The organism is Methylocystis sp. (assembly GCF_050246715.1).
Taxonomy (GTDB): Bacteria; Pseudomonadota; Alphaproteobacteria; order Rhizobiales; family Beijerinckiaceae; genus Methylocystis.
The window spans coordinates 152,137-166,666 of the sequence record NZ_JBFWVN010000001.1; the positions used below are offsets into that span (position 1 = coordinate 152,137).

Genomic DNA, 14,530 nt, shown 5'->3' on the forward strand with positions numbered 1-14,530 from the left:
CGGTCAGGCCTTCGGCCTGCCGGGAATGACAAGGTCCAAGCGAACGGATCAGGTGGAATTCGCATAAGGCTTGCGCCTCGCAATCACGGCGAATTACTTCACTGGCGAAGCGAGCAGCGGACAGGGCGCCTCATGCAGCACGCGCTCCGTCGTCGAGCCGCGGAGCGCCTCCAGCAGGCCTTTTCGGCCGCGTGTCGGCATGGCGATCAGGTCCGCCTTGATCTGCTTGGCGTAGGACAGAATCGTCTCGACCACCGGTCCCTGGCGCAGTTCGATGTGGGGGAGCAGCCCTTCGAAAATCGGCAGCTCCTCGCCGACATGCAGCATCATGACGTCGGCGGCCGGATTGAGACGATGCGCGATGTCGGCGACATGGCGAAAGGCGTCGAGCGGCGAGACCGTCGCCTCGACCGGCATCAGCACGGTGTTGAGCGATACCGCGCCTGTCTCGCGATCGACGAATCCATTTTGGTCCTCGCGCAGGAACAGCGCCGGCACATGGGTCTCGCGCGCCGTCTCCTCCGCGATTGAACCTTCGAGCAGCCGCTCCAGGGCGCTACGCGGCCGGGTCATCATCACCAGAAGGTCGCACAGGTGCCGCTCGGCGTAGGCGGAAACGCCCATCACCGGCGATTCGGATTCGACCGCGGCCTTGACGAATTTGACGCCGAGCTGTTCGACCGCCTCGGCCCGCGTCGCGGTCGGCGAAATCATCTTCCAGCGCGCCAGCATTTCGCGCACCTGCGGAAAGCGATCCCAATCATCCTCCTCGGTCTCGGGCGCCTCGATATGCAGAATGTGCAACATGCTCTTGCAGGCCACGGCGATGCGCAGCGCATGCGCAAAGGCGTCGAGGCTCGCGAAGGAGAGATCGGTCGGATGAACGATTGATCTGGGCGTGTCGCCATTCATATCGGTTTGCTCCTCTTTCGCTTCGCAAAGCCTATACGCGCCGGCGCGCGTGGCAATGACGGGTTTCGCCGCAGGCTAAATTTGTTCTTGAAGCGCCTTTTGCACCTCTTCGACGAGATCGGCCTCCGGAACGGCGAATTGCGCGGGGCGAAGCGCCTTCCACTGTTCGTTGGTGGCGATATTGGCGGCGGCCTTGGCGCCGGCGACCAAGTCCTTGATTGTGACCTCCCCACGCGCCTTTTCATCAGAGCCCTGGATGACGACGAGCGGGCTGTTGCGCCGGTCGGCGTATTTCATCTGGGCCTTCATCCCCGCCGCGCCGAGATAGAGTTCTGCGGCGATCCCGGCGCTGCGCAGCTGAGCCGCCATCCGCTGATAATCGGCAAGCCTGTCGCGGTCGAGGACAAGCACGACCACCGGACCGACATGGGGACGGGCCGAGACGATCCGGCTGCCGATCAGCTTTAGGGCGGCGAAGAGCCGCGAGACGCCGATCGAAAAGCCGGTGGCCGGCGTATTCTCCGGCCTGAACCGACCGACCAGCCCATCGTAACGGCCGCCGCCGCCGACCGAGCCGAAGCGCACCGGATGTCCTTTCTCGTCCTTGGTCTCGAAGGTGAGGTCAGCCTCGAAGACGGGGCCGGTGTAATATTCGAGGCCGCGCACGACCGAAGGATCGATGCGGATGCGATCGGGCCCGAAGCCGGCGTCGCGCGCGAGGTCCTCGATTTCGAGCAGTTCCTCTGCGCCCTGGGCGCCGACCTCGCTTTTGCCGAGCAGGCCGAAGAGATCGAAAGCGGGCGCGCCGTCGCGATATTGCCCGCCCAGGCTGAAGGAGAGGATCGTGTCGATCGCCGGCAGATCGAGACCGGCGCCTTTGGTGAAATCCCCGCTTTCGTCCTTGCGGCCCGCGCCGAGCAATTGCCGGACGCCGTCGGGGCCGAGCCGGTCGAGCTTGTCGATCGCACGCAGCACGACGAGGCGGCGGCCGGCGTTCTCCTCGCCCGCGAGGCCGATCGACTGCATGACGCCGTCGAGCACCTTGCGGCTGTTGATCTTGATGACGTAGTCGCCGCGCGCGATCCCCAGCCGCTCTATGGCGTCCGCCGCCATCATGCAGATTTCGGCGTCGGCGGCGGGCGAGGCGGAACCGACCGTGTCGGCGTCGAATTGCATGAATTGCCGGAAGCGCCCCGGCCCCGGCTTTTCGTTGCGATAGACCGGACCGACGCGATAGGAGCGATAGGGCTTGGGCAGCCGGTCGAAATTCTGCGCGACGAAACGCGCGAGCGGCGCGGTCAGGTCGTAGCGCAGCGACAGCCATTGCTCGTCGTCGTCTTGAAAAGAGAAGACGCCCTCGTTCGGCCGGTCCTGGTCGGGCAGGAATTTGCCGAGCGCGTCGCTATATTCGATCGCCGGCGTCTCCAGCGCCTCGAAGCCGTAAAGCTCATAGACTTCGCGGATCACGTCGAGCATCCGCGCTGTCGCCGCGAGTTCGCCCGCCTCGCGATCGGCGAGGCCGCGCGGGGTTCGCGCTTCGACCTTATTCTTGGTTTCTTCCTTTGACATGCCTGATTCCGCTATCGCAACGCCCACCCTCCCCTTTAGGGGGAGGGTCGCATCGCAAAGCGATGCGGGGTGGGGCGAACGTCCGCGATCGCGGAAATCACCCCCGCCCCCGCGGCCAAGCCCCGCCTCCGCCCCCCGCGAGGGGGGGGCAGGATTCGGCCGCCTTCCTAGCATTTTCCCAGTCGGAAGGAAGCGCCGCGCCCTTCGGCCAGAGCCGCAAATGCGCGGCGCAACGGCGGCAGTCGGAAGAGCCGAAGCCGGGCAGCGGAATTGGCAGGGCGTCGAGCGCGGCGTTAAGCGCGCATTCGTCGCCGTCTTCGAGAATGAAAGCGCCGAGAATTTCGCCCGCCAGGGTCAACTGATCGACATGCCAGTGGGCGCGCTTGTTTTTCCGCATGTGCCGGGCGAGCCGCGCGCGCATTCCGCCGGGGCCTTTGGCTGAGCCGCAGTAGAGATAGTCGCCGGAGGGAAGCCTCGCTGTGATTTTGCCGACGCGAACGTCAAGCAGTGCGCCAAGACGCAACGCCAGAACATAGGCGCCGGGCGTGGCAGGCGCGTCCGCGGCGGAGGCGACAAAAATCATCGGCCTTACGGGCGTAACCCTTTCCCAGAGTGAGAGGGAAGCGTCGCGTCCTCAGGCGATCATGACCCGCGCAGCGCCCTTTTCATCGCCCAAAAGCTCGAGCGCCTTGGCGACGATCGCCTTGCTGTCGAGCATCGCCCTGGCGACCATCAGCTCATGCTTGTCGTGGTCGATATAGGCGTCGGGCAGAGTCATGCTGCGGAACTTGAACGCGCCGCGCGCGCCGTCAAGCATCCCGTCTTCGGCGAGCGCCTGGAAGACCTGTGCGCCAAAGCCGCCGATCGCGCCTTCTTCGATGGCGATGAGCGCCTCGTGGTTGGCGGCGAGCCGGCGCAGCAGGTCGCGATCAATCGGCTTGGCGAACCGGGCGTCGGCGACGGTGGTCGAAACCCCGCAATTTTCGAGCTCCGCCGCCGCCTTCATCGCGTCGGCGAGACGCGTGCCGAGCGACAGGATGGCGACCCTCGAGCCTTCCCTCAGGATGCGGCCCTTGCCGATCTCGAGAATGTCGCCGCGTTCCGGCAATTCGACGCCGATCCCCTCGCCGCGCGGATAGCGAAAGCCGATCGGCCCTTCATCATAGGCCGCCGCCGTCGCCACCATATGCATCAATTCGCCCTCGTCGGAGGGCGCCATGACGACGAAGCCCGGCAGGCAACCAAGATAGGCGAGATCGAAGGCGCCGGCGTGGGTCGGCCCGTCGGCGCCGACCAGGCCGGCTCGGTCCATGGCGAAGCGCACTGGCAAATTCTGAATCGCCACGTCATGGACGACCTGATCATAGCCGCGCTGCAGGAAGGTCGAATAGAGCGCGCAGAACGGCTTGTAGCCCTCGCAGGCGAGACCGGCCGCAAAGGTGACGGCGTGCTGTTCGGCGATCGCCACGTCGAAGGTGCGGTGGGGAAAGGCCTTGCCGAAAATATCCAAGCCCGTGCCTGACGGCATCGCCGCGGTGATCGCGACGATCTTGTCGTCATGTTCGGCTTCGGCGATCAGCGCCTTGGCGAATACATTGGTATAGGTCGGGGCGTTGGCCTTGGGCTTGATCTGAATGCCGGTCGCGACGTCGAATTTATTGACGGCGTGGCATTTGTCGGCCGATTCCTCCGCCGGTCCGAAGCCCTTGCCTTTCTGGGTGACGACATGGACCAGCACCGGGCCGTCGTCCTTATCGCGGACATTCTTGAGCACGGGCAGCAGATGGTCGAGATTATGCCCGTCGATCGGCCCGACATAGTAGAAGCCGAGCTCCTCGAACATGGTGCCGCCGGTGATGAAGCTGCGCGAAAACTCCTCGGCCTTGCGCGCCTTGTCGTAGATGAAGCGCGGCAGATGGCTGGCGAGCTGTTTGGCCGCCTCGCGGATCGAGCGATAGGCGCCGCCGGAAACGAGGCGGGCGAGATAGGCCGACATGGCGCCCGTCGGCGGGGCGATCGACATGTCGTTGTCGTTGAGGATGACGATCAGGCGAGAGTGCAGCGCCCCGGCGTTGTTCAAGGCCTCATAGGCCATGCCGGCGGACATCGAACTGTCGCCGATCACCGCAACGACGTGATTGTCGCCGCCGGCAAGGTCGCGCGCCACGGCCATGCCGAGCCCGGCTGAAATCGAGGTCGAGGAATGGCCGGCGCCGAAGGCGTCATATTCGCTTTCTGCCCGCTTGGTGAAGCCGGACAACCCGCCACCCATGCGCAGGGTGCGGATGCGGTCGCGCCTGCCGGTGAGGATTTTATGCGGATAGGTCTGGTGGCCGACGTCCCAGATCAGCTTGTCGCGCGGCGTGTCGAAAACATAGTGCAGAGCGACCGTCAGCTCGACGACGCCGAGGCCCGCCCCCAGATGCCCGCCGGTGACCGAGACGGCGTCGATCGTTTCGTGGCGCAACTCGTCGGCGACCTGCTTGAGCTCATTGGGACGCAGCTTGCGCAAGTCTTTGGGGGTGGCGATCCGGTCGAGGAGGGGGGTCTTGGATGTCGTCAACGGCTCTACTCTGCTCGGTCATCAACAAGCGCCAGAAATCCGAGCATTACCCGCTAAGTGACGCCCCAGCAAACGCGCCGCGCCCTTCACAGCGATTCTGTCGATGACTGTTGCCAAGATGCAACGGCGGGCGTCGGTTAGAAGGGGAAGTCTCCAAAATAGGATTGGTAGGCCGGCTCTTGGTACGCCGGGCGGTACATGGGCTGCTGCGCGGAGCGCTGCGGGCGAGCCGCGCGCGGGCGATCGACCTCTTCGCGGGCGATCGCCCGACCGCCGCCGGCGCCGCCAGTGATTTCGATCGTCGCGCCATGCTTTTCGACCCACTCGTAGAGTTGGCGCGCGTTGGGAACCGCGAGCCGGACGCAGCCATGGGAGAGCGGACGGCCCAGACCGCGCTCGTAACTGCCGTGGATGGCGAGGCCGCGCGGAGAAAAGAAGATCGAATAGGGCATCGGCGCCTGCTCATATTCGTCCGAATGATGGTCGGCCTCCATGCGCATGACGCCGTAATGTCCCGTAGGCGTTTCGTACCCCCGGCGGCCGCTTGAGATTTTCCAGGTCACGGTCTCGCCCTGCGGCGTGACCGCCTCGAGCCTCTGCGCAGCAAGGTCGATTCGGATGCGCACCGCGGCGCCCGCGGGGAGGGTCGTCAGAAGAACGACCGCGGCGAGAGTGGCGAATAAACGCAGAACGCTGGCCATTCCCGACCTAACCACGGCAACGCCCAATCGTAAAGGAGAACCGGTGAATAGCCTGGATATTCGAGCTTTTTCGATTAACGGGGCTCGGACCAAAGCGATCTCCCCAGTCGACCGCTTCAGCCGCTTCCTGGCGCGTCGCGTTTCAGAGCCTCGGGATCGATCAACGACTTCTTAAGCATGTTATGAGGATGTCGCCTTGACCGGCGCGGGTGTCGCCCGGCCGGAATCGATCGCAAGTAGAGCCCTCTTCGCGCGAAAAGAGACGCTCGGCGCTTCGCGCCGGCGCCCTCGCCTTTTTCTGCTTCATCGCTATAGTGCGCCGGCATTCCCTTGGGACGAATCGCCGTGACGCCTCGATTGCCGCTCCTCACCCGCCGCTGCGTGGCGGCTCTTGCGCTGGCGCTCATCGCCGCGAGCCTTGGCGCTTGCGGCCGGCGCGGCCAATTGGAGCTTCCGCCCGAGACCCAGGCGCGCGGCGCGATTCTTCGGTCTGAAGCCGAAGCCGCGCAAGCCAAAGCCGCGGCGCATGGGGCGCCTCCGCCTTCCAACGCCCCGGCGCCGCCAATTCCCGGCACCATCGGCAATCGACCGCCGGATCAATATCCCTTCCCGCTCGACCCGCTGCTCTAGTCCGATGCATCTTTTCGCCTACCGGAACGGCGCGCTCCACGCCGAGGAGATCGCCGTGGAAAGGCTCGCCGATGAGGTCGGGACGCCCTTCTACTGCTATTCGGCGGCGACGATCCGGCGCCACTACCGCGTGTTTTCGCAAGCCTTCGCAGGTCTCGACGCGCTCGTCTGCTATGCGGTGAAGGCCAATTCCAATCAGGCCGTGCTGCGCCTTCTCGCGCAAGAAGGCGCCGGCATGGATGTGGTTTCCGGCGGCGAGCTGGCGCGGGCGCTCGCCGCGGGCGTTGCGCCGGAAAAAATCACCTTTTCCGGGGTCGGCAAGACGGCGGAGGAGATCGCCGCGGCGCTTCGCGCCGGCATCTTCTGTTTTAACGTCGAGTCGGAGCCGGAGCTTGAAGCCCTCTCCCAGGCCGCGGTCGCGCTGGGGCGCGCCGCCCGCGTGTCGCTGCGGGTCAATCCGGACGTCGACGCGCGGACCCATAAGAAGATTTCCACCGGCCTCGCCGAAAACAAATTCGGCGTGCCGCTGTCGCGCGCGCGGGAGGTCTATGCCTTCGCGGCGAAGCTCGCTGGCATCGAGATCGTGGGCGCCGACATGCATATCGGCTCGCAGCTCACCGATCTCGCGCCCTTCGACGAAGCTTTTTCGCTTCTCGCCGAACTGGTGCGCGACCTGCGCGCTGACGGCCATGCGATTTCGCATGTCGACCTCGGCGGCGGCTTAGGCATTCCTTATCACGAGGGCGACGATCCGCAGTCCTACCATCCCGAAGAATACGCGAAGATCGTCCGCAAACATTTCGGCGGTCTTGGCTGCAGGCTGGCGCTTGAGCCGGGACGGCTCATCGTCGGCAACGCCGGCGTGCTCATTACGCGCGTCATCTATGTGAAGCATGGCGACGCCAAGACCTTCGTCATCGTCGACGCCGGCATGAACGATTTGATCCGCCCGACGCTCTACGACGCCTGGCACGACATCATCCCGGTGCGCGAGCGCGCCGATAGGCAAAGAATCGTCGCCGACGTCGTCGGGCCGGTCTGCGAGACCGGCGACTATCTCGCCCATGGACGCGAATTGATCGAACCGCGCGCCGGCGACTTGCTCTGCGTGCTGACGGCGGGCGCCTATGGCGCGGTGCAGTCGGGCACGTACAATACGCGCCCGCTGGTTCCGGAAGTTTTGGTCGACGGCGCGCGTTACGCCGTCATTCGCAAGCGCCAAAGCGTCGAAGAAATCATCGCGATGGACCGCGTCCCGGACTGGCTTGCGTGAAGCCACGCATCACCCTCGAAAGGCAGGGTGATCGGGCGCTCGTCATTCAAGCAAAGCGTCAATACGCCAATTCCCCATGATCGCGGCGATACTCCCGATACCAGTCGACGAGCGCCACGACGCCTTCGTCGATCGACGTATGCGGGCGGTAGCCCGTCAGTCGCTCGAGCAAATCGGCGCTGGCGAAGGTGCGCGGCACGTCGCCGGGCTGCATGTCGAGATAATTGCGCTTCGCCTTTTTGCCGAGCGTTCTTTCGATCGTGTCGATGAAGTCGAGAAGCTTCACCGGCGCGCCGCGGCCGATATTGACGATGCGATAGGGCGCGACCGGCGAAACGCTGTCGTCGCCGGAGTCCCGTTTTGGAACGCAATCGATCAGGCGAACGACGCCTTCGACCAAGTCCGACACATAGGTGAAGTCGCGCGACATGTCGCCGTGATTATAAATGTCGATGATCCGGTCGTTCTCGATGGCGTCGACGAATTTCAACGGCGCCATGTCCGGCCGGCCCCAGGGACCGTAAACGGTGAAGAAGCGAAACATCGTCGTCGGGATCGACCACAAATGCGCATAGGAATGCGCCATGGCTTCGCCGGCCTTCTTCGTCGCCGCATAAAGAGTGAGAGGGAAATCGGTCCGATCGCTCTCCTGAAAAGGCACGGTGGGGCTCGCGCCATAGACCGAGCTTGTCGAAGCGAAGAGAAAATGACGCGGCTTCAGGAGTCGCGCGATCTCCAGGACGTTGAAGGCGCCGACGAGATTGGCGTCGACATAGGCGCGCGGATTTTGCAGCGAGTAGCGCACCCCCGCCTGCGCCGCGAGATGGATGATGACGTCGGGCGCCGCCTGCTCGGCGGCGCGGGTCAGCGCCTCCATGTCCTCGAGCATCGCGATCGTGTCGCGATAGCCGTTGGTCCGCAGCAGAATGGCGCGTCGCGCTTCTTTGAGATTGGGATCGTAATAGGGCGTCATGCCGTCGAAGCCATCGACAAGATGGCCGGCGTCGAGCAATCGCTTCGCCAGATGAAAGCCGATGAAGCCCGCCGTGCCGGTAACGAAGACGCGCATGAGCCGCCATATTCCCGCGTGATAAAAGCTTCGCCGTCATGGGCGAAGGCGGTCGGCCTGTCAACGCGGCGGCGCGTCCCTGGGCTTTCGGCCCTGCACGCCATATGTTGGCTCGCAAAGAGGAGAAGCCGCGATGGCTGATGCGGCCCGCACAACGACGCCGCGCGCGATTCACCCGCTCTTCATCCGGGTGACGCATTGGGTGAACGCCTTGGCGATTTTCGTCATGGTGCTGAGCGGCTGGCGCATCTACAACGCCTCGCCGCTCTTTCGCTTCGAATTTCCACCTGGTTTTACGCTTGGCGGCTGGCTTGCCGGCGCGCTTGCCTGGCATTTCGCCGCCATGTGGCTCTTAGCTCTCAACGGGGCGGCCTATGTCGCTTACGGCATTGTTTCAGGTCATTTCCGGCGGCGCTTTCTGCCGATTTCCTTCGGGCGCGCGCTCGACGATGTCGTTCACGCGAGCCAGGGACGACTCGAACATGCGCCGGGCCGCTACAACGCCGCGCAGCGGCTGCTCTATGTCGGCGTCATTCTTGCCGTGATCGTCGCCATTCTCTCCGGTCTCGCCATCTGGAAGCCCGTGCAGCTTCAAGGGCTGACGGCGCTGATGGGCGGCTATGAGACGGCGCGGCTCGTGCATTTCTTCGCCATGGCCGGCATCGTCGCCTTTCTTGTCGTCCATATCGGCCTCGCCGTCGGCGTCAAAGGCGTGCTCGCGCCGATGTTCACCGGCCGCGCGCAGGAGTCGCGATGAAGCGGTCGCCTCTTCCCGCCTTCCGGCCGCAGATTGCGCGGCTCGAGCGCCGGCTCTTTCTCAAGCAGGGCCTGTCGCTTGGGGCGCTGTCCCTGCTCTCTGGCTGCACCTTAAAGGACGATGACGCCGTCGATCGGCTGCTTTTCGCCATGTCGCGCTTCAACGACAAAATGCAGGCGGCGCTGTTCGACCCCTCAAGACTTGCGCCGACCTATGCCGAAGCCGACGTCGCGACGCCCTTCCCCTTCAACGCCTATTATGAAGAGAAGGATATTCCCCGCATCGACGGCGAGAGCTACCGGCTGCAGCTTTCCGGACTCATCGCCGACAAGCGGCCCTGGAGCCTCGCCGAATTGCGCGCGCTGCCGCAGTCGAGCCAGATCACTCGCCTGGTCTGCGTCGAGGGCTGGAGCGCGATCGGCAAATGGCGCGGGGTCTCCTTCCGGCATTTTCTGGAAAGAATTGGCGCCGATCTCACGGCGCGCTACGTCGGATTCAAATGCGCCGACAAATATTATTCGAGCATCGACATGCCGAGCGCGCTGCATCCGCAAACGCTGCTGGCGCTCGATTTCGCGGACGCCAAATATGGCTATCCGCTACGCCTGCGAATTCCGACCAAACTTGGATTCAAGAACCCCAAATTCATTCATGAAATCTTCGTGGCGAACGACTATTCTGGCGGCTACTGGGAGGACAAGGGCTACAACTGGTTCAGCGGCTCTTGAACTGGGGCTGGCGAGCGTCCATCTAATCTCGACGCTTTCTCGCCACTTTTTTGACTCTCAATGCGCGCAGCGGCAGCTGAGTCGGGGCCGTGATATCGAGGGAGGACACATGACCAATCGTCGGCCCTGCGTAAACGGCATTCTCGCCGCGGTCCTGTCCGCGAGCATCATCCCTATTCACGGCGCGCTGGCGCAGGAGAAGACTCCGACGGCGCAGCGGCCGGTCGTCCGGATTCCCTCCACCTTGCCGGTCAAGAACGAATCATCGCCAAGCGAGGCGATCAAGCCGGAAGAAACTGAATCGGCCGACGGCTAAACATCAGCGCCTGTTTTTCTTAGGATTTGATTAACCATTTTCATCGACCTGCAGCGAATTGTGCGAATTGCGTCATGAAATCACCGCAACGCAGGCGTGACCGCGACCCAACTTCATCATCGTTGAACCGCCTGATGTCTGCCGGGCGGGCCGATTGATTCGGCGGGGGCTCTCATCTTTGAGGGGACCATCAAGTGATGAATCAGCGACCCTGCGTGAACGGCGTCTTGGCTGCGGTGTTGTCCGCGAGTTTCCTCCCCATTCACGGGGCGCTCGCGAAGGAAGAAAGATCCGCTAACCCCTCCGGCGCCCGAAAATTTCCAGCAAAGAAGCCGCCAGCGTCAAAACACGGGGACAAGCTCTCGCCCGACGGCGCTGCGGGAACGGACGACAAGCGGTGAGGGGCGGCGGCGCTCGCTAATAATCGACAGCGACAAGGTAGAGACCGTGCGGCGGCGCGACCTGTCCGCAGCGCGCACGGTCTTTCGCGTGAAGCGCCAGCGCCAGATCCTCGATGCGCCACTTGCCGCTGCCGACATGCTCCAGCGACCCGACCATCGAGCGCACCTGATGATGCAGGAAGGAGCGCGCCGAAGCGACGATCTCGATGCGTTCGCCGTCGCGACGCACGTCTAGACGTTCCAGCGTGCGCAACGGCGAATTCGCCTGGCATTCGGCGGCGCGAAAGGTGGTGAAGTCGTGGCGGCCGACAAGCGACTGCGCCGCATCATGCATCGCTTGCGCGTCGAGCGGCCGCTTGACATGCCAGGCGCGGCCGAGGCCGAGCGCCAGCGGGGCGCGGCGATTTTCGATGACATAGAGATAGTGGCGGCCAATCGCCGAAAAGCGCGCTTCGAAATCATCGCCGACCGCGCGCACGGACAGCACTGCGATCGGATCGGGCTTCAGATGCGCGTTGATCGCGTCGCGCAGCCGATCGGCGCGCCAGTCGCGGGAGAGATCGACATGCGCCACCTGTCCGAGCGCGTGAACGCCGGCGTCGGTGCGGCCCGCCCCCTGCACGATTGCGCGCGCGCCGCCGTTGATCGCGGCGACGGCCTCTTCGAGCCGTTGCTGGACGGAAATCCCATTCGCCTGCCGCTGCCAGCCGACGAAAGGCGCGCCGTCATATTCAATCGTCAGTGCAAAGCGGGGCATTTACGCTGTCGGAAGCTGTATCGAATTCGCGGAGTCTCATCGACGGAATGCGGGTTCACTTCAATTTTCCGACGATAGCACTCGAGAAACGCCGTCGACGAATTCCGCCGCGCTTTCGATCGCCTGTGCCGCTTCAGAAAGGCTGATGCGCCCGTCGGCGCCAATGGCGTAATCGGCCGTGGCCTTGAGATTGTATGCGCGCGCCAAAAAAGTAACGAACTGCCTATCGATGCGCGGTTCATCCCTCGCGAGGCGCGCGAATTCGCTGCGGACGCCATTGTGACTTTTTGCAGCCTTTCCGCTGCGTTCAAAAATAAGCGCCTGCGCAGCATGGTAGGCGGCGAGATAGGCTGCTCGCCCAGCAGCCTCGGCGAGATGGTTGGCGGCGACGATGCGCGCTTCCTTCAAAGCCTGTTGCGCTTTGGCGAGATAGGCGACTGTTTCAGGCTGCGTCACAGATCGAGGCCGTCGCGCCGAATCTCATGCATGAGCGGGGTACGCGCGCCATAGGCTCCGGCGGAAAAGGGCAGTGCGTTGATCACCGCTCCAGTGTCGTAAAGAATGTCGGTCTCAATCTCGGCGAGACGTCCGCTTTCTTGCCAGAAGCTCTCTGGCTCTCGTAAGAAAACCGCGACGTCGTAATCAGAATCAGGCTGAGAGTCGCCTCGCGCCCGCGAGCCGAACAAGACAGCGCGCTGCAACCGCTCGCCATAGGCCTGCGCGAGCGCGGATCGGAAGCGCGCCAGGATCGGATCGGGAGCGGGCGGTTTCGTCATACTGAAAACATGACACATTCACGATGAATTTCACACTCTATTCGAGCTGAAATCTCTCGCGATCCGGGGCGCCGAAGGCGGACGGGCGTCCCCTTATGCGGGCGAGCCCGTCGACGGGAGCGTGACGCGCGCAAGTCGAGCATCAAACTCATGCCAACGCCACGCCCTTCGTCAGTCGGCGGCCGCGCGCGAATTCGCCAAAATCCATCTCGCCCTTGCCGGCGCGCTGGACGCGCAACAGCCGCAGCGCGCCCGCGCCGCAGGCGATGAGGCCCTCATCGTCGAGGGCGGCGCCCGGCGTCCCCTCTCCTGCTTCGACATGCGTGCGCAAAACTTTCACGCGTTCCACGCCATGGCCGAGATCGGTTTCGAAAAACGCCCCCGGAAAGGGCGAGAGGCCGCGCACGAGATTGTGGAGCTCCTGCGCCGGACGGCGCCAATCGATCCGCGCCTCGCCCTTTTCTATCTTTTGCGCATAGCAGGCGCCCTCTTCGGACTGCGGCGCGTAACGCAATTCGCCCTTCGCGAGCAGGTCGAGCGCCTCGCCCATCAGCGGCGCGCCGAGCTCGGCGAGACGGTCGTGCAATTCGCCCGCCGTCATCTCGGGGTCGATCGGGGTCTTTGCCGTCAAAGCAACGGGGCCGGTGTCGAGACCGGCCTCCATCTTCATCACCATAACGCCGCTCTCGGCGTCGCCCGCCATGATGGCGCGCTGGATCGGCGCGGCGCCGCGCCAGCGGGGCAGCAGTGAGCCATGCAGATTGAGGCAGCCATATCGCGGCGCATCAAGGATCGGCTGGGGGAGCAGCAGGCCATAGGCGGCGACGACCGCGACATCGGCGTCGAGCGCCGCAAATTCCGCCTGCGCCTCGGCGGTCTTCAGGCTTTTCGGCGTGCGGACAGGAAGCTTAAGACTCTCCGCCATAAGATGCACGGCGGACTTCTTCTCGCCCATGCCGCGGCCGGCAGGACGCGGCGGCTGCGTATAGACCGCCGCGACCTCATGGCCCCGCGAGACGATTTCGGTGAGCAGGCGGGCGGCGAATTCAGGCGTGCCCATGAAGACGACGCGCATGCCGTTGCGCAATCGTCAGGCCCCGGCTTGTTCCGACTGACGCTCGGCGGCGGCGCGACGCTCGGCGGCGATTTCGTCAAAGCGCGCCGCCTTGTTGAACTTCTTGACCACCCGCTCGCGCTTTAAGCGCGACAGATGGTCGATGAAGAGACCGCCTTCGAGATGCTCGAGCTCATGTTGCACCACGGTGGCTAGCAGGCCGTCCGCGTCGAATTCCTGGGCCGCGCCGTCCCGGTCAAGATGGCGCACGCGCACCCGCGTCGGCCGCTTCACGTCCTCGTAATAGTCGGGCACCGAGAGGCAGCCCTCCTGATAGACGCGCAGCTCCTCCGACGCCCAGATGATTTCCGGGTTGATCAAGAAAAGCGGCGATCGCGTCTCCTCGGTCTTGCCGATATCGACGACAACGATGCGCTTGGCGACGGCGACCTGGATCGCGGCCAGGCCGATGCCCGGCGCCTCGTACATCGTCGCCAGCATGTCGTCGAGCAGACGCCGCACCTCGTCGTCAACCCGGTCGACCGGCTCAGAGACCTTTCGCAGCAGCGGGTCCGGAAGCGTGATGATCGGCAGAATGGCCATTAATGTTCGCCGTGGCTCTTTGCGTTTCCGAGTGCGTTTCCAAGAGATAGGCGCGCTTGGAGCGTGCGTCAAACGCAATCGGGAGGCCTTCGCCTAGTTACGACGGCCGTGCCTTTCTATCCAGTCGCGCAACTCGCGGAAAGGGGAGCTCATCGCTGAATTTCGCGCCTTGAGCGTGACAGTGGTCCCTCCCCGCTCGACCGTGATTGTATAGGACATGCTGTCGGGATGCGGCTCGGCGGGCGAGGGAGGCTCGCCCGCCTTGACCGCGGCGTCGATCATTTTGCCGAGATCGCGCGCCGCTTCCGGCGGCAGCGCCTTCGCGTCAACCACGAGGGGCGGCTGCCGCAGGCGTATGCCCGCCGCCAGACCGCCATGCTTGGACAAGGAAACGATCATCGTTCTCCCGCGAAAATCGCGT

At 64.2% G+C, this 14,530-nt stretch carries 17 protein-coding genes; 5 read left to right on the forward strand and 12 right to left on the reverse strand.

Features of this window, described 5'->3' with window-relative positions; translation table 11 throughout:
• Nucleotides 1–93: 93 nt before the first annotated feature.
• The 5 genes from AB7I51_RS00780 to AB7I51_RS00800 all read right to left on the reverse strand — a co-directional run bounded on the left by AB7I51_RS00780 (nt 94) and on the right by AB7I51_RS00800 (nt 5,760).
• Entirely contained in the window at nt 94–912 is an 819-nt protein-coding gene (locus AB7I51_RS00780) for a universal stress protein (RefSeq protein WP_428402561.1), read from the reverse strand.
• Between the two features lie 75 nt (nt 913–987).
• Nucleotides 988–2,481 carry a histidine--tRNA ligase gene (gene hisS / locus AB7I51_RS00785; RefSeq protein ID WP_428402560.1) on the reverse strand — a complete coding sequence of 498 codons (1,494 nt, stop codon included), beginning with the start codon at nt 2,479–2,481 and terminating at the stop codon, nt 988–990.
• A 97-nt stretch (nt 2,482–2,578) separates the two neighbouring features.
• Nucleotides 2,579–3,064, reverse strand: a complete 486-nt coding sequence (locus AB7I51_RS00790; protein ID WP_428406095.1) for a GIY-YIG nuclease family protein — start codon at nt 3,062–3,064, stop codon at nt 2,579–2,581.
• A 51-nt stretch (nt 3,065–3,115) separates the two neighbouring features.
• Complete coding sequence (gene dxs, locus AB7I51_RS00795; RefSeq protein WP_428402558.1) at nt 3,116–5,044, reverse strand: 1-deoxy-D-xylulose-5-phosphate synthase; 1,929 nt, start codon at nt 5,042–5,044, stop codon at nt 3,116–3,118.
• A 137-nt stretch (nt 5,045–5,181) separates the two neighbouring features.
• Nucleotides 5,182–5,760 (reverse strand): L,D-transpeptidase, encoded by a 579-nt coding sequence (locus AB7I51_RS00800; protein ID WP_428402557.1) that lies wholly within the window; start codon nt 5,758–5,760, stop codon nt 5,182–5,184.
• A 330-nt stretch (nt 5,761–6,090) separates the two neighbouring features.
• On the opposite strand from AB7I51_RS00800, the gene lptM reads away from it, so the two are divergent.
• Entirely contained in the window at nt 6,091–6,375 is a 285-nt protein-coding gene (gene lptM / locus AB7I51_RS00805) for an LPS translocon maturation chaperone LptM (RefSeq protein WP_428402556.1), read from the forward strand.
• Between the two features lie 4 nt (nt 6,376–6,379).
• Nucleotides 6,380–7,648, forward strand: coding sequence for a diaminopimelate decarboxylase (lysA, locus tag AB7I51_RS00810; protein WP_428402555.1), 1,269 nt, complete (start codon nt 6,380–6,382; stop codon nt 7,646–7,648).
• A 58-nt stretch (nt 7,649–7,706) separates the two neighbouring features.
• On the opposite strand, the gene AB7I51_RS00815 is transcribed toward lysA, so the two are convergent.
• Complete coding sequence (locus AB7I51_RS00815; RefSeq protein WP_428402554.1) at nt 7,707–8,717, reverse strand: NAD-dependent epimerase/dehydratase family protein; 1,011 nt, start codon at nt 8,715–8,717, stop codon at nt 7,707–7,709.
• Between the two features lie 133 nt (nt 8,718–8,850).
• Here AB7I51_RS00815 and AB7I51_RS00820 point away from each other — a divergent pair, with 133 nt between their 5' ends.
• The 3 genes from AB7I51_RS00820 (at nt 8,851) to AB7I51_RS00830 (ending at nt 10,518) form a co-directional block, all read left to right on the forward strand.
• Nucleotides 8,851–9,474: a cytochrome b/b6 domain-containing protein gene (locus tag AB7I51_RS00820; protein ID WP_428402553.1), complete on the forward strand. Its 624-nt coding sequence runs from the start codon at nt 8,851–8,853 to the stop codon at nt 9,472–9,474.
• Nucleotides 9,471–10,202, forward strand: a complete 732-nt coding sequence (locus AB7I51_RS00825) for a molybdopterin-dependent oxidoreductase (RefSeq protein WP_428402552.1) — start codon at nt 9,471–9,473, stop codon at nt 10,200–10,202. Before AB7I51_RS00820 ends, AB7I51_RS00825 begins: the two co-directional genes overlap by 4 nt.
• A gap of 109 nt (nt 10,203–10,311) precedes the next feature.
• Nucleotides 10,312–10,518 (forward strand): hypothetical protein, encoded by a 207-nt coding sequence (locus AB7I51_RS00830; RefSeq protein ID WP_428402551.1) that lies wholly within the window; start codon nt 10,312–10,314, stop codon nt 10,516–10,518.
• A gap of 417 nt (nt 10,519–10,935) precedes the next feature.
• Here AB7I51_RS00830 and truA read toward each other — a convergent pair whose 3' ends face one another.
• The 6 genes from truA to AB7I51_RS00860 form a co-directional block, all read right to left on the reverse strand.
• Entirely contained in the window at nt 10,936–11,676 is a 741-nt protein-coding gene (gene truA / locus AB7I51_RS00835; RefSeq protein WP_428402550.1) for a tRNA pseudouridine(38-40) synthase TruA, read from the reverse strand.
• Between the two features lie 60 nt (nt 11,677–11,736).
• A complete protein-coding gene (locus tag AB7I51_RS00840) occupies nt 11,737–12,132 on the reverse strand; it encodes a HEPN domain-containing protein (RefSeq protein WP_428402549.1) in 396 nt (131 codons plus the stop codon).
• Complete coding sequence (locus tag AB7I51_RS00845) at nt 12,129–12,452, reverse strand: nucleotidyltransferase family protein (protein ID WP_428402548.1); 324 nt, start codon at nt 12,450–12,452, stop codon at nt 12,129–12,131. Before AB7I51_RS00845 ends, AB7I51_RS00840 begins: the two co-directional genes overlap by 4 nt.
• Before the next feature lie 148 nt (nt 12,453–12,600).
• Nucleotides 12,601–13,527, reverse strand: coding sequence for a methionyl-tRNA formyltransferase (gene fmt / locus AB7I51_RS00850; RefSeq protein WP_428402547.1), 927 nt, complete (start codon nt 13,525–13,527; stop codon nt 12,601–12,603).
• A 15-nt stretch (nt 13,528–13,542) separates the two neighbouring features.
• The gene (gene def / locus AB7I51_RS00855; RefSeq protein ID WP_428402546.1) at nt 13,543–14,109 is read right to left on the reverse strand and encodes a peptide deformylase; all 567 of its coding nucleotides are present in this window, start codon (nt 14,107–14,109) and stop codon (nt 13,543–13,545) included.
• A gap of 93 nt (nt 14,110–14,202) precedes the next feature.
• Nucleotides 14,203–14,508, reverse strand: a complete 306-nt coding sequence (locus AB7I51_RS00860) for a protealysin inhibitor emfourin (protein ID WP_428402545.1) — start codon at nt 14,506–14,508, stop codon at nt 14,203–14,205.
• Between the last annotated feature and the right edge of the window lie 22 nt (nt 14,509–14,530).

Excerpts from the sequence above, each read along its gene's own strand:
- fmt (WP_428402547.1), bottom strand. The coding sequence starts at position 13,527 with ATGCGCGTCGTCTTCATGGGCACGCCTGAATTCGCCGCCCGCCTGCTC.
- AB7I51_RS00815 (WP_428402554.1), bottom strand. The coding sequence starts at position 8,717 with ATGCGCGTCTTCGTTACCGGCACGGCGGGCTTCATCGGCTTTCATCTG.
- def (WP_428402546.1), bottom strand. The coding sequence starts at position 14,109 with ATGGCCATTCTGCCGATCATCACGCTTCCGGACCCGCTGCTGCGAAAG.
- AB7I51_RS00830 (WP_428402551.1), top strand. The coding sequence starts at position 10,312 with ATGACCAATCGTCGGCCCTGCGTAAACGGCATTCTCGCCGCGGTCCTG.
- hisS (WP_428402560.1), bottom strand. The coding sequence starts at position 2,481 with ATGTCAAAGGAAGAAACCAAGAATAAGGTCGAAGCGCGAACCCCGCGC.
- AB7I51_RS00790 (WP_428406095.1), bottom strand. The coding sequence starts at position 3,064 with ATGATTTTTGTCGCCTCCGCCGCGGACGCGCCTGCCACGCCCGGCGCC.
- AB7I51_RS00820 (WP_428402553.1), top strand. The coding sequence starts at position 8,851 with ATGGCTGATGCGGCCCGCACAACGACGCCGCGCGCGATTCACCCGCTC.
- AB7I51_RS00845 (WP_428402548.1), bottom strand. The coding sequence starts at position 12,452 with ATGACGAAACCGCCCGCTCCCGATCCGATCCTGGCGCGCTTCCGATCC.
- AB7I51_RS00780 (WP_428402561.1), bottom strand. The coding sequence starts at position 912 with ATGAATGGCGACACGCCCAGATCAATCGTTCATCCGACCGATCTCTCC.
- lysA (WP_428402555.1), top strand. The coding sequence starts at position 6,380 with ATGCATCTTTTCGCCTACCGGAACGGCGCGCTCCACGCCGAGGAGATC.
- AB7I51_RS00860 (WP_428402545.1), bottom strand. The coding sequence starts at position 14,508 with ATGATCGTTTCCTTGTCCAAGCATGGCGGTCTGGCGGCGGGCATACGC.
- AB7I51_RS00825 (WP_428402552.1), top strand. The coding sequence starts at position 9,471 with ATGAAGCGGTCGCCTCTTCCCGCCTTCCGGCCGCAGATTGCGCGGCTC.
- truA (WP_428402550.1), bottom strand. The coding sequence starts at position 11,676 with ATGCCCCGCTTTGCACTGACGATTGAATATGACGGCGCGCCTTTCGTC.